Source organism: Bradyrhizobium zhengyangense, from assembly GCF_022012555.1.
GTDB classification, from domain to species: domain Bacteria; phylum Pseudomonadota; class Alphaproteobacteria; order Rhizobiales; family Xanthobacteraceae; genus Bradyrhizobium; species Bradyrhizobium zhengyangense.
Genome location: NZ_JAKLTZ010000014.1, coordinates 110915 through 128454, shown reverse-complemented (window position 1 = coordinate 128454; position 17540 = coordinate 110915). Strand labels below are relative to the sequence as shown.

At 61.3% G+C, this 17540-nt stretch carries 16 protein-coding genes; 5 read left to right on the top strand and 11 right to left on the bottom strand.

What is annotated here, in order from left to right:
- The first annotated feature begins 1107 nt into the window (after positions 1 to 1107).
- Positions 1108 to 1713, top strand: a complete 606-nt coding sequence (locus L6639_RS34390) for a hypothetical protein (RefSeq protein ID WP_237866049.1) — start codon at positions 1108 to 1110, stop codon at positions 1711 to 1713.
- A gap of 1364 nt (positions 1714 to 3077) precedes the next feature.
- Here L6639_RS34390 and L6639_RS34385 read toward each other — a convergent pair.
- From L6639_RS34385 to L6639_RS34345, 9 genes are all read right to left on the bottom strand, one after another.
- Positions 3078 to 4442 carry a primase-helicase family protein gene (locus tag L6639_RS34385; RefSeq protein WP_237866048.1) on the bottom strand — a complete coding sequence of 455 codons (1365 nt, stop codon included), beginning with the start codon at positions 4440 to 4442 and terminating at the stop codon, positions 3078 to 3080.
- Entirely contained in the window at positions 4435 to 5334 is a 900-nt protein-coding gene (locus tag L6639_RS34380; protein ID WP_237866047.1) for a DUF7146 domain-containing protein, read from the bottom strand. The genes L6639_RS34385 and L6639_RS34380 overlap by 8 nt, the downstream gene beginning before the upstream one ends.
- Before the next feature lie 124 nt (positions 5335 to 5458).
- Complete coding sequence (locus tag L6639_RS34375) at positions 5459 to 5755, bottom strand: helix-turn-helix transcriptional regulator (protein ID WP_237866046.1); 297 nt, start codon at positions 5753 to 5755, stop codon at positions 5459 to 5461.
- Positions 5752 to 5994, bottom strand: coding sequence for an excisionase family DNA-binding protein (locus tag L6639_RS34370; RefSeq protein ID WP_237866045.1), 243 nt, complete (start codon positions 5992 to 5994; stop codon positions 5752 to 5754). The genes L6639_RS34375 and L6639_RS34370 overlap by 4 nt, the downstream gene beginning before the upstream one ends.
- Positions 5995 to 6352: 358 nt before the next feature.
- The gene (locus L6639_RS34365) at positions 6353 to 7663 is read right to left on the bottom strand and encodes a tyrosine-type recombinase/integrase (protein ID WP_237866044.1); all 1311 of its coding nucleotides are present in this window, start codon (positions 7661 to 7663) and stop codon (positions 6353 to 6355) included.
- Positions 7664 to 8128: 465 nt separating this feature from the next.
- On the bottom strand, positions 8129 to 9166 hold the full coding sequence (locus L6639_RS34360; protein WP_237866043.1) for an alpha/beta hydrolase: 1038 nt from the start codon (positions 9164 to 9166) through the stop codon (positions 8129 to 8131).
- A gap of 91 nt (positions 9167 to 9257) precedes the next feature.
- The gene (greA, locus tag L6639_RS34355; RefSeq protein ID WP_237866042.1) at positions 9258 to 9740 is read right to left on the bottom strand and encodes a transcription elongation factor GreA; all 483 of its coding nucleotides are present in this window, start codon (positions 9738 to 9740) and stop codon (positions 9258 to 9260) included.
- A 96-nt stretch (positions 9741 to 9836) separates the two neighbouring features.
- Positions 9837 to 10343, bottom strand: coding sequence for a hypothetical protein (locus tag L6639_RS34350; protein WP_237866041.1), 507 nt, complete (start codon positions 10341 to 10343; stop codon positions 9837 to 9839).
- A gap of 153 nt (positions 10344 to 10496) precedes the next feature.
- The gene (locus L6639_RS34345) at positions 10497 to 10865 is read right to left on the bottom strand and encodes a hypothetical protein (RefSeq protein WP_237866040.1); all 369 of its coding nucleotides are present in this window, start codon (positions 10863 to 10865) and stop codon (positions 10497 to 10499) included.
- Between the two features lie 601 nt (positions 10866 to 11466).
- Here L6639_RS34345 and L6639_RS34340 point away from each other — a divergent pair.
- The 3 genes from L6639_RS34340 to L6639_RS34330 all read left to right on the top strand — a co-directional run bounded on the left by L6639_RS34340 (position 11467) and on the right by L6639_RS34330 (position 14266).
- On the top strand, positions 11467 to 13008 hold the full coding sequence (locus L6639_RS34340; RefSeq protein ID WP_237866039.1) for a peroxidase family protein: 1542 nt from the start codon (positions 11467 to 11469) through the stop codon (positions 13006 to 13008).
- A 307-nt stretch (positions 13009 to 13315) separates the two neighbouring features.
- Positions 13316 to 13618, top strand: coding sequence for a hypothetical protein (locus L6639_RS34335; protein ID WP_237866038.1), 303 nt, complete (start codon positions 13316 to 13318; stop codon positions 13616 to 13618).
- Positions 13619 to 14266, top strand: a complete 648-nt coding sequence (locus L6639_RS34330; RefSeq protein ID WP_237866037.1) for a hypothetical protein — start codon at positions 13619 to 13621, stop codon at positions 14264 to 14266. It abuts the gene before it with no gap.
- A 171-nt stretch (positions 14267 to 14437) separates the two neighbouring features.
- Here the strand turns inward: L6639_RS34330 and L6639_RS34325 are convergent, their stop codons facing one another.
- Both L6639_RS34325 and L6639_RS34320 read right to left on the bottom strand, forming a co-directional pair.
- Positions 14438 to 14956 (bottom strand): hypothetical protein, encoded by a 519-nt coding sequence (locus L6639_RS34325; RefSeq protein ID WP_237866036.1) that lies wholly within the window; start codon positions 14954 to 14956, stop codon positions 14438 to 14440.
- A 38-nt stretch (positions 14957 to 14994) separates the two neighbouring features.
- Positions 14995 to 16542 carry an acetolactate synthase large subunit gene (locus L6639_RS34320; RefSeq protein WP_237866035.1) on the bottom strand — a complete coding sequence of 516 codons (1548 nt, stop codon included), beginning with the start codon at positions 16540 to 16542 and terminating at the stop codon, positions 14995 to 14997.
- Between the two features lie 325 nt (positions 16543 to 16867).
- Here L6639_RS34320 and L6639_RS34315 point away from each other — a divergent pair, with 325 nt between their 5' ends.
- Entirely contained in the window at positions 16868 to 17365 is a 498-nt protein-coding gene (locus tag L6639_RS34315; protein ID WP_377803112.1) for a L,D-transpeptidase, read from the top strand.
- Positions 17366 to 17540: the final 175 nt, after the last annotated feature.

Sequence of the window (17540 nt, the reverse complement as noted above, 5' to 3'; positions counted from 1 at the left end):
GCAGGCATTTGCAGCCTGCAGCGTTACTCCTTTGCGCATTTCTGAGCCGCCGGAAACGCCCGAGAAAGGCAAGTGCATCCAACAGCCAAAATGCGTTTCGCGCCGCACCAAACTGGCTTCGCCTCGCTCCAACGTTATACTCACGTTGGGCGAACGTTCTCTTGCTGCCGCCCTTTGGCACCCCCTCAGACGTTAGTATAAAAAGCGTAGCTATGGATGGATGAAGCGCGTCCGGGCGCCATCGCGAAAAATATTGCGCCGTCGTTCATTCTCGGGCAATCGAATGACATCATGGCTAATGCACGTGCGTCGATTGCGATCGGTCAACGGTTCTCGAACTGTGTCGTCCTTTGTTCGGATTATTCGAGAGGGAAGCTCCATTGGAGATGTCGGTGCGATTGCGGGATCACGTTTATAGCTGGACCTTCTCGACTGACCGGCGGCACAACGACATCGTGTGTAAGCTGCAAAAAGAAATCCAACGCGCAAGCTAAGGTCACCAATCTGGAGGGGCGCCGCTTCGGACGCCTAGTCATTTTGGGACGAGCGGGGTCCAGAGCCGGAAAGGCCGTATGGCGATGTCAATGTGATTGTGGATCTGAGCCCGTTTTAATCGCAGGCCCGCGCTTGCTTGTGAAGAGTGGACCGACGCGAAGTTGTGGCTGTCTGGCCAAGGAAGCTCCCGCTAAGCGACGGATTGACCTCGTTGGACGGGCGTTTGGAAAGCTGTCCGTTGTAAGGCATGAGCGTGGCGATCTTTGGATATGCCGATGTGCATGTGGCACCTCCATTAAGAAGCGCGCCCAACCGCTCCGAGAAGGCAGAACGCTGTACCACTGCGGTAGCTTCATATGCGACGCGGAGGAGACCTTTATTGGCCCAGCGCTGTCCCGCGCTCAAGCCAAGAAAATGAACCTACCGCGATATTCGCCTGGCAAGCGATGCAAGCGCGGACATCTCGGCTCCTATCTAGTTTCCAATATGTCTTGCGAGCTTTGCCATCAGAAGCGCGGGTTAGAGTTTAAAGAAAATTACCCTGAGAAAATGCGGTTATACGACAAGCGTAGTAGAGCGAGACCAGTCGCGAAGTCGAACAGAAACGCTACGTTGCTCGCCCGCCGTCAGGCTGATCCTGTATTTAGATGTGTGGAGTTGTTGCGCACCAGAGTTGGGAGGACGCTGCGGCGGATCAGCGTCAAAAAAATCAAGGCGTTCAATCGCGGATCAGCCTTGGAAGACGCAATCTATTCTGTGCTCCAGCGGCAGGGTCTTTCAATCGGCGACATTAAGGATGGCCAGTATGAGCTTGACCATGTTGTCCCCTTGGCGGCGTGGATGTGGAGCGCAAGCAGCACAGCGAACGGGCTCATAGAGCGAGAAGCGAATGGTGCCAGCAATCTCCAATTTCTCTCGAAGTCTGCGCACAGACGAAAAACTAAGCAGGACCGAGAGAGGTATGGATGGTCGGGATCTGGACCCGCTTATAAGGATCATACAGAATTTCTCTGCTCCCTTTTGTTGGGTGAAGGCACGTACCCGACTTACTTTGCAGGCAACGAGAAGGTAATTGTTGAAGAACTGAAGGTGGCTCTGACCGGCACCCGAGAAGTCACCCTATCCAAAAGTGGTCGGCTCGGATCTCGCCGGCCGCCGCGCCGGAAGGGTAAGAAGGCGAGCGTTCAGGTGCGATTGGCTGCGGCCGACGCCGGCTGATGGACCAAAGCATTCGGTAGACACACAGCGATCAATGCCCGTGAAAGCCCAACAAGATGATTTCCGCGTGCGCCGAAAAGCTGGTCGAATACGCGATGGTAGTCAACGACTGGAATTATTTTTACAGCTACATCGCTGAGCCAAAGACCCGGACAGAGGTGGATGAGTTCATTCATCTTGAGACATTGGAGCTGCACGGCAAGTTGATGTCCCCCCACCGCCAATCTGGACGCAATTTGACGATCATGATCGCTTGCGAGAAGGCTCCTAAGGAGGGGCAATTGGTTGCCTACGACCGCCCTGTGTTAGGAAATCTCGATACGTCAAAGAAGGCATTAGTGGCGTACTTGTTGCTGCCCGCCCCTCACGTGACCAGAATAGTTAGCGTCGTAGCGTCGGACAGATCCTTTGAGGCTCGCCTCATGACCACGAAGATCTACCGGGATAAGGCTCTCGTCCGCAGCGTCAACCTCTTCACTAGGCAGCCCGACGTCTCGCCGTCCCGACGAATTTAGGCTCTACGCGGTGATCCTTTGCTTCGAAGTCAGCTTGAGCCCTCGGTAGACGCTCATGCCCCTGAAATGAGATTGCACTTTCGACCTACGCATTGCTGCGCTGACGGAAGGCCAGTCTGATTAGTGATCAATATATTTGCGTCGGACAGATTGCCTGCGGGTGGGTTTCGATACCTGATCGGGACGTGTCCCTGCGCTGCGCTTCCAATGCTGTGGTGGGCCCATGGCTGCACATGGACGTAGCGCATCAGCTATAGTCGGATGGGTTCGGACGCGCATCTCGTCATGGCAGGCAACTTATTGACCAATGCTACATGGGACTGCGGGTAGGTCGGTGTCTGTTGCCTGAGCGCAACAGTAGTTGTGTGTAAGGGCCTCTATCCCAACTGCATAGGTGAGCAATGGCAAACCCCCGTCCCATCGCTGCCGGCAATATCCATTGGCGGCTGGCTATGATGAAGAACCAGTTCACTAAGGGCCGAACCAACCGGATCAGATGCACTGCGACCAAGCGCGACGGCACACCGTGCGGCATGCTGGCGATGACAGGGTATGGGCTCCGGGTCTGCGGCGCCCACGGTGGCTATGCTGCGGTCGCTCGGATGAAGCGCCGAAAGGCAATCGATATATCGCGTCCGATGCTCACCAAAGGTTAGGTAGTTCGATATGCAGCTCTATAGAGGCAGGCTCGCCATACTCCATCTCCAAAGATGGTACGCTCGAGGGCGCCAGCCCTGTCAGTCATGTCAGTGATTTTCTATCTCTCTATTCCAGCCTTTGAACCGAACGAAAGGAGGAAGGAAAAACCAAGATGTAAACTCACTGACATTGGTGACCTTACTGATCAGGCTACCGCTTCCTAGCCGCAGCGAGACGCTCCGAGAAGCTTAGCTGGCGTCGGCCATAGATAACCTGCCGGCGCCCATTCACGCGCCACAGACCGTCCTCGGCGTCGGGGTTGCGGATCTGACTGTAGCCGCAGGCTTCGAACCGGTGAGGGATGCGGCGGCTATTTCTTCGCTCCCTGAGATATTCGGCGAATGAGGCTTGGTTCGTGGCCTGCGCGACGTCTTCCAAGGTGACCGCGTCTGGCCAGTGGTTCACGACGGACATGCCAGCAATCCGGTCGAGCGCGTCCGCCAGCTCGGCATCCTCGGGCGAGCGCGAGGAGTTCACGATTTCGAAGAAGGCATCTGTTTGGGGCGGAGGTGCCTTGGGATCGAACCCAGCGAGGTCGAGGTTTTGAAGATGGTGAGCGACAAAGCTGAACCCACCGTTCAGATACCAATGCCAAAGCGTGTTCCAGTACTCGGCGGGGAAGTCCTTTTTTTCGAGACCTGACCAAGCGACGAAATGGCGGCGGTCGTCCGCAGGCAGGTGGATGCCGTCAGTCTTGTGGTTTGAGGTGATGATCACGCCACAGACGTTCGGGATGCAGTACTCCTGCCGGTTCTTTTCGTCGATCCGCAGCACGTCAGGCGGCGCGGCTGTGATGCTCTTCATGTGGTCATAAAAGACGAACCGGTCGAAATCGCCGAGGTCTCGCGCCTCGCTGACACGCAGGATAACCGACTTCAGGAAGCCGTTGAAACGGCCCAGTACCTGCTGGGGAGAGACCTCCGCAAAATTCCATGCGCCCACAGCCTGCTTAACAGGCTCCAGCAGAGTGTCCTTCCCAATGCCCTGGCCGCCGCCGAGCACCAAGGCGTGGTTGATCTTCTCTTGCGGTCGCTGCACCCGGTGCGCGCACCATTTCAGGATGTGTGCTGCATCTTCTCCGTACAAGCGCTCGAGATGGTCGAGCCACGGCTTGACGTTGCCCGAGACGCGTTTGGAGGCTGGAGGCCGGTACAAGTTGAAGACGGAGCAGCCGTTGCGCTCGAGCCACCCACCCTGGGCGATCAGCTTGCCCCTGATCTCGGTGGGTAGGCCGGGCGCCCAAGTCATTTGCTCGACGGGCCGGTTGCGGTCGAGCCAGCAGGAAGCCTTGATGCCATCAATCGTGGGCAGGCGTGCGTCAACGCTGGATGCAGGCCAAACCTCTCCAGTCGGCGCAAAGATGTATTTGTGCTCCAGCATGTAGGCGTAGAAGTCGTCTCGCCCAATACCTGCTGGAGGAACGCCGTCGGCTCCGCCGCTCCCGCCGCGTAGGCCCGTCCTGTAGGTCTCGGTGACAATCCCCTTCGCTGCAAGCTCTTGCTCAGGACTACTCATCGGCGAAGTCCTTTCCGGGGGCAGAGCGCAGGTGAACCTCAACTTCTCGGCCGGCGTCGGCCCAGCGTCTCGCGCATGCGCGAGCCGCGTCCAGTCCGGTCCCATCATGATCAGCGAAGATGGTCAGCGCCTCGATGCCTGGTATCGGCTCAAAAGCTCGGATTGCCCCGGCCGACCCCAGCGCCCAAATGGGTCCCCAGCCCGTGGCGCGGACCCCTATCCCGGTCTCAAGCCCTTCGCAGACGCCGAGCCCCGCCTCGACCATGTCATCGGCATCAATCTTGATAGCGGCGCCGCCGACCCTGCCAAGCATCAGCTTGGCAATCTTGCTGCCGTCGGAATTCAGCCCGATGCGGTGGATTGCTTGCGGGGGGCCGCTCTCCTCATGATCGTCGAAGCCTCTGAAGGCGGCGATCAAAGCGGGCACGAGCAGCGTCCGCCCGTCCCTATCATTTCCGAAAGGACACGAGGCATGAAACCGCAGCACACGCATTGCCAAGTGATCGTCCAGCCTGAGCCCGCGACCAAGAAGATATCGTTCCGCCAGCGTGCCACGCGGATCGACAGCCTGGCCCCATAGCCGAGCCGCCCGTTCATTTTGAATTGAAGACGTGGGCATGGGTGCCCGTCTGGCATAAGGCCAACGGACGGCCCGGCCGGCATCAGCAGCACGGTGCCAAAGTCCGCGAGCCACTAAGGCGTCGCGCACGTCCGCCTGTGAGCATCCCGCGAGGCAGTGCCATAGAACGAGGCCGTCCTGGGTGTCGGTCAAGGACAGGCTCGGCGAGCGGTCCTCATGTGCAGGACAGCATGCCAGCCATTGGTTGCCGTATTTTCTTCCGCCGAGAGCCAGCGCGATCTCCTCCGCGCTCGGCCGATTGGATAATGCCATGACGATCTCCATCGGAGACCGCAGGGTCCGGCTCGCTTGCACGCGGAGCTAACGTGCGATAAAATTTTAAGTACTTCCAACAACTTCGCTCCGACGAGCTGCGCGGCCGTCACCGTGCGGCTCGTTATGCTGTTTCAGGTGCCGACATCGGTCGGCTGGTGTTGACTTGATCGGCGACAAGCCAAGCGCGGACATCGCCGACCCTGTATCGTGGCATCCCGGCGACCTGCACCGATGCTGGCCCGCGCTCTGGATGTCTGAGGCGCCAATCCTCCAACGTTGATAAGGAAAGGCGCAGCCAACCGGCCAACTCCTTGGTCGTCAGGAGGCAGTCGTCAGGCAAGCGCGAAGGATCAAACTCGGGCGGCGGCGGCACCGACCTGTCTCGAGCACGCGTCAGTTTGACGTTTTCTTTGCTCATCGCTCACCTCCCGCGCTGTGCGGGGCGAACGGGCGGCGTCCAAGCTCGATGATCTCATCAAGCGTCGCAGCCGGGATGCGCAGCAGCCGGCCGAACCTGACGACCGTCAGGTGGTCTGCCGTCAACTTGCGGCGCAGGAACGCGCGGCTGACGCCAAGGCGTCGCGCGGCTTCTTCAAGGCTCAGGAGATCGTACCCGCCGCTCGGAGCTGCCGGCGCGGGACTGTGAATTTTGGCCATGGGTCCCTCGGAAGGGAGCCGCAGGTATGTCAGATGGAAAATCGTCCGCGAGCACGCCTGCGGTTGCTGGAAAGCCGTTCAAGTGAACGGCGGCGTGAGCCCCCGGCCGACAGGGCACTTGGCTCCCACTGCCTCCCGAGACGTTGCGCAGAAACTGCGCCGGAGCCTTCCGCTCGGACAAGCACGCGTTCCCTTCAAGCAGCACACTTGCCGCTTGCGCCCCACCCGCCGTCAGGGCCTTTCGGTTCCAATAAGCCGAACGTAGCGCATTGCGCTCGGAACCTCCGCTCGGCAGTGCAGCAGGTAACGATGAAGATATCTTAGTTGCTACTGGTATCCAAGATGGTTTGTAGGCCTATTACGAGGCCTGAAGGTACGTGACGGTAGCGCTCGGCTCTTCGATGAGCCGGAGGAGATATGTGGAGACCTGCTCGAAAGCTGCGATGCGCCCCTCCCAAGCCACATCTTTGTTGTACCGCCCCACTAAATCCGCGCGCTGGTGACCGATGGCCAGCTCGGCGATGTCCTCCGGCACTCCGAGACGGGACATCAGCGTCCGACACGTCCGGCGCAGGTCGTGCATTGTGAGATCGACGCCGCTGCTTTTCACGAGCTGCTTCACCAACTTAGTCCACCCGCTGACGCGGGTGCCAGTGCGGCTCGAAGGAAAAACGAGCTTTGAGCTGGTCAACGGCTGACGTGCCAGCACGGCGCTCATAAGTTCGGTCACTGGGACCTCGTGAGCAGTGCCTGTCTTGGTGTGCTGAGCCTCCAATACCAACCGGTCCGATTTGACGTCCCCGCGTCGCAGTCCTGACAGCTCGCCTCGGCGCATCCCGGTCAACAGGGACAGTTGGACGAGCCGCCCGAAGGTCCCCAGCTCATCCGCAGCGATCCAGACCGACTTGATTTCCGCGTCCGATAGAGCGCGCCCCTTCTCTTCTGCCTTGAGCCGCTCGGCACGCGTCTTACGCGGCCGGCGCAGCCCGGCCAGAACATTATGATCAGCCAAGCCTCGGCCAACACACCACTCGGCGAAGGTGCGCGTGTGCTTTCGAAGATCTTGCGCCGCCCCCCATCGCCCGCTCTTCTCAATGCTGTGGACGGCATCGACATAGTCGCTACGGGTCAGCGACTTGACGTCCCTGCCCAGCAACGCTGTCAGGCCCCGCCGAAGCGAAGACATGGTCGTCTTGACGTTCACAAGCCGGCGTTGCGTTAGGCTACGCTCGAAATCGTCCAACGCGAGGCGCAGGGTAGATTTTTCTCGCCTGCGCTGCTCTCTCCTGTCGGCGGCCGGATCGCGCCCACCGGCCACCGTGCCGGCATGGAAACGTGCCGCTCGCCGCGCGTCATCGACAGACACCTCAGGCCACGACCCGAGCCGAACTCGCTGGGAATTGACCCTACGGCCCCCGTCCGCCCGATAAGCAAAAATCCACGTCCTTGAGCCTCCGGACAGGCAGCGGAGCCCCAGCCCGGTGACGACGCTGTCCCACAGGATGATTTGCGACTTGCCGGCCGGCACTCCCGTCTTTCGGCAAATGGCCGTGGAAAGCTTTTGGGCTTTGGATTTTGACATGTTGGCTTGACCTGAACTGAAAATGAGCCCCTCGGCACCCTTCCAGCTCGGCCGGCTTGACAGCACCTTGACAGCACGGACTTCCATGGATGAGCCTGACCGAGCCCGGCCACATCGCATCAAAATATGCTGCAATTCAAGCTAATTTCGGAAGGCACATGGTCCAGCGTGGACAGGCCTGACCAAGACCTCTCTCTTCACACGGGAGAGGTCCAAGGTTCGATCCCTTGTGCGCCCACCACGCTTCGCCAAAAGGCTCCGCGTGGCGCAGCCAGGCCCAACGATGGCGAAGCGTGTCCAGCGTAGCGCGAAGAGCGTAGACGGACTGGGGCGTCTTTGCTCCCGCTCCGTCAAAACGTCAAAACAACCCCATGCACAGTAGCCGGCCTCGGTCGGCTTAACGAGGCCTGCGAATTTTCCGAAATCCACTTGCTCCGTCGGGCAAAACAGGAGCATGATGGCACCATGCCGGCCGCGTGTTGAACTGCCTGGCGATCGGGCCCGCCCTTCTCAGGCCGGCATCCTCGCAATTCGACGTTGGATAGCCGAGCCCTAATCCTTCCGGCCTTCATCGAAAAAAGCCTGAACAGCCTCGAACAATTTGAGGCGGTTCTTCTCCATGAGGATGGAATGCGTTCCCTCGGCGAGCTGGACGTAGCGCTTGCCGGGCGAGTTCACCAGAAGCGGGAAGAGCGTTTGCGCCATGTAGGGCGGCGTATCCTTGTCCCATTCGGCATGGACCAGCAGCGTCGGCACTGTGATCTTCGCCGGATCGTAATAGGCTTTGCCGTCGCCAAAATATTGCTGGCTGTCCTGGACCACACCGTTCGGCGCACGCAGGACGGGAGGCGTCATTGCGGCGCCGACGGGATCAGTGGCAAAGGTTGCGTCGGCCCAGGCATCGAACCATCCCGCCGGGATGAGGTCTGCCTTCTTGTCGTCGGCGACTCCGGTGTACCACCTCTCCTTGGCTTGCGCTCTCGTGACGGTGCGGTAGGCGCCGAGCTTGCCTGGACCCGCCTGCACCAAGGATGCGGTCTGCCGTATCCACGCTGGCGCGTACAGCACCAGGCGTTCGACCTTCGATGCGTTTCGAACCGTGTAGGTCGCCATGAGCGTCGTGCCCCACGACCAGCCCAGCAGATTGACACGCGCAATGTTGCGACGCTGCAAGACGTAATCCACCACCGAACCGATGTCCTTGACGGCGGTCTCTCCCGTCACGATCGGCGAGTTGGCTTCGGGCTTGTCCGCCATCTCCGCAGGACGCGTCGACTTGCCGTAACCGCGCAGGTCCAGCAGCCAAACGTCATAGCCGCGCGATGCGATGTACTCCATCCATGACTGACCATCGAGCTTGAGATCGAAGGCCGTCTCGGACGGGTAGGTGGCCCCGTGGACATAGATGATCGTTTGCTCGGGCCTGAAGGTCGTCATGTTGGCAGGCCGCTTGTTGCGGACGTAGATCTCGATGCCGGGATCGCTCGCCTTGACCATGGCCTCTTCGGTCACAAGCATATTCGATTGAGCGAGCGCAGAGCTGCCGAAGACAACAGTGGCGAGAATACCAAACAGCGGCGATGCCTGCATGTCCTGCCCCTCCTCCTTGTACCCGTCCGGTCCAGCACGATCGTCGGCCGAAGCTTAGCGTCGAACGGTTGCGGTTCAAGCGGGGATGAACCTACCCGATCGCCAAAATCTCGATCTCCTGCGCGCCCGCTCCCACGACGTCACCGACCGCCTTCCCCATCAGCGACTTCGCGACCGGCGCGACGAACGAGATCGAGCCCGCCTTCGGATCGGCTTCGTCCTCGCCGACGATGCGGTAGGTCTGCACGCGGCCGTCGGCGCGGCTGAAGGTCACGGTGCTGCCGAAGGCGACCGTGTCGTTCGACGCTGGACGGCCGATGAGTTGCGCGGTGCGCAACCGTTCGCCGAAATATCTGATATCGCGCAACGGCACCGCCGACTGCCGGCGCTTTTCATTGACATCGTCGATGGCCTGCGCGGCCTCGTAGGCTTCGCGCGCCTGATGGAGCTGCGACTGCAAGGCCTGCAGGCCTGCTTCCGTCACGAGGTTCGGATGCGGCGAGATCGGGCGATCCGGCAGCAACGTCTCGGAGGCGGTCTCGGCGCTTTCTTCCTTGGTAAAGGCGACGCTCAATTCGAAGATCCTGTCGAATAGTTTTGCTGTGACACCGCGCCTTGACGCCACGATCCACCGGAGTGAACCGCGCCCGGCCGGCCGCGATCATCCCGACTATATCTCAAGTTCGACGAAACGACGGAGCTTGAAGACGAGGTCGGGCAAGGCCTGGCGGAACCGCGTCGCGTTCTGGAAATTGGTCGAGAACGGGGCGAAGGTGATCATCGCGTTCCAGTGCCTGTAACCATAGACCGTGACCGAGACTCCGGACGCAGGAAACCCCTCGATCTTCCTGAGCTCGCCGAGCACGAGATCGGCGATCGCTTCAGCCGGCAAAAGCCGCTTGCCGTCAGGCGTCAGGGACTGAGTCGCAGGCGCGACCGGCTTCGCGGGCGCCGCCGCCTCATCGGAGGCGCCGTTGGATGTGCCATTGGATACGTTCTGGAGCTTCGGCGACTCCGCTTCGGGAATCTCGGGGACCCCAGCGGCTGGCCCCGGTGCCGGCGCGGCCGGAAGGAAGTCGGCAAGCGGAGGCGGGCTCGCCGCCTCTGCGCGCTTGTTGCCGCCCAGGATGCTGCTGATCATCGCCACAAGGCCAGCATCCTTCGCGTCGTCACTCATCTGATCATCCCCCCTCGCCCTGGCCTACTGTAACACCGGTACAGGAGGCCGCCACTGGGGCCGCGGATCAGATCACGCCATCACGCCTGCATGGCTCCCGTCCGGTTCCACCGCGGCGCGAGGCGGGTGCACATCGCGCCGCAGTGCAATCCGTCACTGCTTATCGAACGGAATATATTGCTGGTACTCCTTCGGTACCGAGTTGCGATAGCGCGCCGGAACGGTGCCGCTGTCGACCGAATGATCGATCTCCTGCTGCCGCGTCATCTTCTTCTTGGCCGGCTTCTTCTCGGCACTCTTCTTTGCGCCGGCCGGCGGGGTTGACGTGTCGGTGGCAGCCGGCGTGGACGTCGCAGCCGGCGCAGTGGTCGCAGTCGGTGCCGTGTTGGCGGCCGGTGGCGTGGTGGCCGCAGCCGCCGGCGGTGTGGTCCCCGCGGCGGGCGCGCTCTGCGCCAGCGCGAATGGTGTTTGGATGATGAGCGCCAGCGCAGCGGTCGCAGCCAGCAGATATGATCTTTGCATCACAACCTCCAAAATGTCTGATCCCCAATATGGGAAGCGTAGTCCCGCAGGATCGACGCGTGCAAGTGCTCCGAAGATAGGCGGGACCACGGCTGCAAACTGTGGCCGGGATCACATTGCCAGGATGGTTTGGCCAAGACGGTTTGGCCAAGACGGTTTGACCAAGACGCCTCGCCGCATCATGAACCCTTGGCGAAGGCGACGCACGCTCCGGCACCAGGACACAAACGACAATGTGTCGGAACAGCCCGGGAAACCGTGACCGTCGACGCGGCAGCACATCCACACAAATACAATTTTTACGCGAACACAGAGTTCGCTTCGTCAATCGCTTTGCCTGATAGGTCGTCGAAGCTGACATTGCTTCGAACCGCCGATGGCGATGACGAGAATGTTATTCGGCATCTGCGTCGGAAAAATTTGCAAAGCACATCCGCAGCTTGCTCGCAATGCTCGCCGCCGGAACCGCATCGACGCTGCGCAATGTGTGAAGCAGCGCATTGCGACGTCAAATTCCGCGATCTAGCCTCGCCTGCATATTTTATGACGAACAACCTTAACTTTAGTTACTTGCCGTCGTAACTTTTCATGGAGGTACTTTATGAGCAGTCGTCACGCCACTCCGCCCCGCGGTCTCAACGCCACCCGTTCGCCACTGTCACAAGGCCGTTTTGGCCGCATGTTTCGCACCCTGACGCCGGCAACGTTCGGCCCGAACGAGGCCGACAACATAGCCAATCTCTCCGCCCTCGCCGACAACATGGTCGGCGATTTTGATCCACCCAAGGACGGCCCCGACGCCGAGGAGAGCGCAATTCCCGCGCTCTACACTTATTTCGGCCAGTTCGTCGATCACGACATTACCTTCGATCCGGTGAGCTCGCTGGCCAAGCAGCAGGATCCCGACGGGCTCATCGATTTCCGCACGCCGTCGTTTGATCTGGACAATCTTTACGGGCGCGGGCCGAACGACCAGCCCTACATGTACGACAGCAACGGCAAATTTCTCCTCGGCGATCCCTTGACCGGCACCGGCGTTTCCAACGCCCTCGACCTGCCGCGTTTCAAGGGCCGCGCACTGATCGGCGATCCCCGCAACGACGAGAACAGCATCGTCTCGCAGTTCCAGGGGCTGATGCTGCGCTTCCACAACCGCATGGTCGACGACAACGACAGCCTCTCCTTCCAGGACGTGCAACAGCGTGTCCGCTTCCACTACCAATATGTCGTGCTCAACGACTTCATGCCGCGCATCGTCAATGCCGCCGTGCTGAACGATCTCAAGTCCGGTGGCCGCTACGATCACAGCAAGCTCGCCTATTATCACTGGAAGAATTATCCCTACATGCCGGTCGAGTTTTCGGTCGCGGCCTACCGGCTCGGTCATTCCATGATCCGGCCCGGCTATCGGCTCAATGACGCCGACAACATGCTGTTGCAGATCTTCCCCGACCCCAACAACCCCGACAACAATGCGCTGACCGGCTTCCGTTCGATGGGCCCGGGACGCGCCATCGACTGGGGCCGTTTCATCGACGTCGACACGCGCGCCTATGGCGTCGAGGGCGACAGCACCAATCCTGATAACAAGCGGCGGCTCCAGCTCGCCTACCGCATCGACACCTCGCTGGTCGATCCGCTGCGCAAACTGCCGCCGGAAATCGCCTCCAACCCGGCATCGCTGGCGCTGCGCAATCTCGAACGCGGCTGGCGGCTTGGCCTGCCCTCGGGCCAGGCCGTCGCCAAAGCGATGCACCAGACGCCGCTGACCGACGAGCAGATCATCGTCGGCCGCGCCGTCGACACTCCCGGTGATGGCGACCCGCAGGTTCCGATCGCGTCGATCGCGAACGGCGCATTCAAAGGCAATTGCCCGCTCTGGACCTACATCCTCGCGGAAGCGCGCCAGTTCGCCACAAAGGTCGCGCCCCCCGCCACCGGCGCACCGGCGGCTGGAATCACGACGCCACAGCTCGGCCCGGTCGGCGGCCGCATCGTCGCCGAAGTCTTCCTCGGCATGATGTTCGGCGATGCCTCCTCGGTGCTGTCGCTCGACCCGAACTGGGCGCCGGTGACAGGTCCCGATTTCAAGCTGAAGGATCTCGTGACCTACGCGCTCGGTGGCGGCGCTCCGCTGCATTGAGCTGGTGAGGGTTGATGATGCGAGGCCGCCCGCGTCATGCGGGCGGCCCTACTCCGACAGCGGGGCGTGACCGAGTTCTGGCGAGAATCGAGTCAACTCAAGATCAGTCAGCGCGCAGGCGTGCCCCTATGGACTAAGGGTATCGCAGCGGAACCTTAAACCGGGTGAATGCATGGCAAGCACCGCTGCATCGGGTCCGTTCATTGTGCTCCAAAAACATCAGCGAAAGCACCGCGAACGTTGGCAAGAAGCACTTGACCATATTTCGTCGGTTTCGTTGCCCATCGGCCTCTACGGAGGTGGCTCCATGGTCGATCACAGAGCTGACGAGCTCGACAGAGCAGCAGTCGAGGCTTTCTCACCTGTGACCGAGATGATTGAGGAGATCAAGTCCGGGAAGCTCCTTGTACGCCCCCTAACAAAAGATGATGCTTATGAAATCGAAGAAGTCCTGAAAGAGGCCGAGTCGAGAATAAAGGATCAAGTTGATTCTCTCGGCGAAGACTTCGACTCCGACGACCCTGCGTTTTCAGCAGCGGTGCGGCCGGTGGCAGATTTTGCCGACGAGCTCATAATTCTATTGGAGCCGTTCACGCGAAAGGCCGTGTGAATGCTTAAAGCCATCCTTGATTTCGTTTTAGCAAATCCGACCGTCGTTACGGTCACATCCGGCGTCGTCCTGGCTTTCATCGGCTACTTCGCCAAATATCTAAACGATCTGGCAATCGCTCGGCGACGCGATCGCCTTGACCGCGTGAACGCACAGCTGCGGCTCTTGTACGGACCGCTGTTCGCCCTTGACCAGGCGACCGCAGTGGCTTGGCAGGAATTCCGTAAAAAAAACAAGCCAGGCGAACCATACTTCAGCGCGTCGCGCCCACCGACGGACTTGCAACTGGAAGCTTGGCGACTGTGGATGTCCAAGACGTTCATGCCCCTCAATCGACGGATGATGGAGGCCATCGTTTCGAACGCAGACTTGCTTGAAGGAGAGATGCCGTCCGAATTTCTCGCGCTAGTCGCGCATGTGACAGCTTATGAGGTTGTCCTTGCCCGATGGGAAAAGAACGACTTCAGCGAGCATGTCTCGGTGATCAACTTCCCGAGTGGCCTGCGCAGCAAGGTCACGGCTGACTATCAAATGCTGCGCGCTGAGCAGCGGCGTCTGCTCGCAAGCAAGGGGATGAAGGATCCCGAATCAAAGACTGCTCGAGCCCCTGAAGCGACGCCGACAAGTATGCCGCACCCGGACAATTGAGCCAGGCTGGTAACTGCCTCGCGAGCGACCTTCAGTGACTTCCCCCGAGATAGCTCGATTCAAATGAAGCACAACGGCGCGACCGTCGCTTTGGGTCACAAGCAATCGATGCCGGCCATGCAGGGCGACTTGCGCCTTGTCCTCAAAATCTGACGTTGATGTGTGTGATCCTTAGCGCATAGCCTCAAGGCCGCTCTCCGCAAGCCGGCCTGCGAACCAGAGCGTCTGCGGCTGGTCAACACCGCCGCTGACATAGACCTCCGACGTCGTCACGCCGTGCTTGTCCAACACCAGGAGCACGCCGATCCAATAGGCGAACCAGATGTGCGGATCGGTCAGCGCCATCAGCTTGTGCTGGTCGTGGTCCAGTGGCGTGTGATTGCTGGCCTTGCGGATCTCGACGGTCAGCAGATTGTTCGGGATCTCGCGCTGGTGCACGACGACGTCAGGATAGATCGACTTGCCGAGATGATCGTCAGTCGAGATGATGCTGCCGTGCGGCAGATGCAGCGTGCGCTCGCCGAGGCGGTCGTAGTTGCAGTCGACGGCCCAGCCTGAAAAATGCTGCTCGAGATAGACGGCGAAGCGGTGCGTGATGGCACGTTCGCCGACGTCCTTCTCGAACAGGAATTTCTCGTGGGCATAGAACTCCCGGAGCGCCGCGATCACCTTGTTCAGCTCGGTCTGCATCGTGCCTCCGGGCCCTCGGCGCTCTGGGTTGGTATGCCCTACATCTGGACTTCGATCAGCCGCGGCCCGGGCTCGGCGACGGCCTCCGCCAGCGCCTTGTTGAACTCGTCGGCATTGGTGACGGCGCGGCCGGGCACGCCCATGCCCTTGGCCAGCGCGACGAAATCGAGCGTCGGACGGTCGAGGCGGAGCATGTCGTTGGCGCGCTGACCGGGCTCGCCGGCGCCGACATTGTCGAACTCGCCGCGCAGGATCTGGTAGATGCGGTTCGCGAACACGATGGTGATGATGTTGAGGTTCTCGCGGGCTTGGGTCCACAGCGACTGGATCGTGTACATCGCGCTGCCGTCGCCGACCATGGTGATGACCTTGCGGTCCGGGCAAGCGATCGCGGCGCCGATCGACAGCGGGGTCGAGAAGCCGATCGAGCCGCCCATGTTCTGCAGCCAGTCGTGCGGGGCGGCGGCGGCCGTCGGCGGGAAGAAGCCGCGGCCGGTGGTGAGGGACTCGTCGACCATGATGGCGTTCTCGGGGATCGCACAGGCAATCGCCTGCGCGATCGAGGCGAAGGTGAGCGCGCCGGTCGGCTTGACCAGCTCCTGCAGCGCCTGCGGCTTGACGTCCCTGGCGCTGGCCTTCACGGCGCCAGCGAGCGCCTCCAGCGCCGCCACCGAATTCTCGCCCCAGGAGGTCATGCGGTGGACCTCGCAGCCCTCGGGCTTGAGCATGCTCGGCTTGTTCGGATAGGCGAAGAACGCCACGGGATCGTCGGACTCGACCAGCACGATGTGACGGAACTTTGCCAGCATCGGCAGCGCGTTCTCGATCACATAATGGATGCGGTCGATCGAATAGCGGCCGCGGCCACGCGCCATCTTGGGGCGGAAGGTCGGGCCCATCACGGTGCAGCCGGTCTTGCCGGCGATGCGCTCGGCCAGCGCCAGGCCGTGCTCGCTGAGCGCGCTGCCGGTCATCAGCAGCAATGTGCCCTCGCCGTCGCCGTGCAGGATTTTTGCGGCCCGATCGACCGCCTGCGGCGAATAGCTGGCGCGCTGCTGCTCCGCCGGCACGTCGGCGATGCCGTCGGCCTCGTTCCAGGCGGTGTCGGCCGGCAGGATCAAAGTCGCGATCTGCGGCGGGGCGCTTTTGGCGGCGGCAATCGCGGCGGCGCCGTCGGCGGCGACCGCTTTGGAATTCGGCGAGGTCCGGACCCAGGACGACATCGGCCGGGCCAGGCCCTCGATGTCGGAGGTCAGCGGCGCGTTGTAGTCGATGTGGTAGACGGCATGCTGGCCGACGATGTTGACGATGCCGGAATTCGCCTTCTTGGCGTTGTGCAGATTGGCAAGGCCGTTGGCGAGGCCGGGGCCGAGATGCAGCAGGGTCGAGGCCGGCGTGCCCTTCATGCGGAAATAACCGTCGGCGGCACCCGTCACCACGCCTTCGAACAGGCCGAGCACGCAACGCATGCCGGGCACGCGGTCGAGCGCCGCGACAAAATGCATCTCGGAGGTGCCCGGGTTGGTGAAGCAGACGTCCACCCCGCCCTTGACCATCGTCCGCACCAGGCTTTCCGCACCGTTCATCCCAACACTCCCGCAGGCCATTTCCGACGTTCCGTCGGATCATCATTGTTCGCTCGGCCCGTCAAAGCAATAGCGGCCATTGCGGCCCTGTCCCGCGCCGCGATGTGCGGGTTTGGCTAATAGTGTTTTGAGGCGGTTTCCGATTTGCTAACGGCAACCACCGGGCCTCACGCGGCCGTGGCTTGCGAAATGCCGGCAAATATGGCCTGTGTTCGTCATTGAATCGATTTTTTTGCTGGGGGAATGAATGATCCGGTTTCTTGCCGCAACTGTCGCCACCATGGTGGCCGTGACGATCGGAGCGAGCAGCGCATCCGCCGCGGGGATGGTGGACTTCACGGGCACCAGCTCCACCGGCTATCTCGGTGGCGGCGCGAGCCCGATCCCCCGCGCCACCGTCATGTATAACGGCAATTATGCCCCCGGCACGATCGTGGTGAACACCGCCGAGCGCCGGCTGTATCTCGTCCTCGAGAACGGCCAGGCCCTGCGCTATGGCATCGGCGTCGGCCGCGACGGCTTCCGCTGGGGCGGGGTGCACAAGATCACCGCCAAGAAGGAATGGCCGGAGTGGACGCCCCCGTCGCAGATGATCGCCCGCCGGCCGGACCTGCCGCGCCACATGAAGGGTGGCATCGAGAACCCGCTCGGCGCGCGCGCGATGTATCTGGGATCGACCCTCTACCGCATCCACGGCTCCAACGAGCCGGAGACGATCGGTCAGGCGGTGTCCTCGGGCTGCTTCCGCATGACCAATGACGACGTCACCGACCTCTACGGCCGCGTTGGCGTCGGCACCACCGTGGTTGTGCTGAACAACTAGCGCCCAGGCGGGCTCCCGTAGCTCTCGTAGGGCGGGCAAAGGCGCACTTGCGCCGTGCCCACCATCACCCTCGATCGCGAAAATGCGTGGGGCACGCTTCGCTTTGCCCACCCTACGGCACCGTGGCTGAAGCGACCGGAACCTGCCCGGCCGCGTGAATTTGCGGACTTGTGCG

Coding starts and splice junctions, on each gene's coding strand:
- L6639_RS34350 (WP_237866041.1), bottom strand. CDS start 10,343: ATGAGTGACGACGCGAAGGATGCTGGCCTTGTGGCGATGATCAGCAGC.
- L6639_RS34330 (WP_237866037.1), top strand. CDS start 13,619: ATGCTTAAAGCCATCCTTGATTTCGTTTTAGCAAATCCGACCGTCGTT.
- L6639_RS34375 (WP_237866046.1), bottom strand. CDS start 5,755: ATGAGCAAAGAAAACGTCAAACTGACGCGTGCTCGAGACAGGTCGGTG.
- L6639_RS34340 (WP_237866039.1), top strand. CDS start 11,467: ATGAGCAGTCGTCACGCCACTCCGCCCCGCGGTCTCAACGCCACCCGT.
- L6639_RS34385 (WP_237866048.1), bottom strand. CDS start 4,442: ATGAGTAGTCCTGAGCAAGAGCTTGCAGCGAAGGGGATTGTCACCGAG.
- L6639_RS34320 (WP_237866035.1), bottom strand. CDS start 16,542: ATGAACGGTGCGGAAAGCCTGGTGCGGACGATGGTCAAGGGCGGGGTG.
- L6639_RS34380 (WP_237866047.1), bottom strand. CDS start 5,334: ATGGCATTATCCAATCGGCCGAGCGCGGAGGAGATCGCGCTGGCTCTC.
- L6639_RS34315 (WP_377803112.1), top strand. CDS start 16,868: ATGGTGGACTTCACGGGCACCAGCTCCACCGGCTATCTCGGTGGCGGC.
- L6639_RS34325 (WP_237866036.1), bottom strand. CDS start 14,956: ATGCAGACCGAGCTGAACAAGGTGATCGCGGCGCTCCGGGAGTTCTAT.
- L6639_RS34365 (WP_237866044.1), bottom strand. CDS start 7,663: ATGGAAGTCCGTGCTGTCAAGGTGCTGTCAAGCCGGCCGAGCTGGAAG.
- L6639_RS34360 (WP_237866043.1), bottom strand. CDS start 9,166: ATGCAGGCATCGCCGCTGTTTGGTATTCTCGCCACTGTTGTCTTCGGC.
- L6639_RS34345 (WP_237866040.1), bottom strand. CDS start 10,865: ATGCAAAGATCATATCTGCTGGCTGCGACCGCTGCGCTGGCGCTCATC.
- L6639_RS34370 (WP_237866045.1), bottom strand. CDS start 5,994: ATGGCCAAAATTCACAGTCCCGCGCCGGCAGCTCCGAGCGGCGGGTAC.
- L6639_RS34335 (WP_237866038.1), top strand. CDS start 13,316: ATGGTCGATCACAGAGCTGACGAGCTCGACAGAGCAGCAGTCGAGGCT.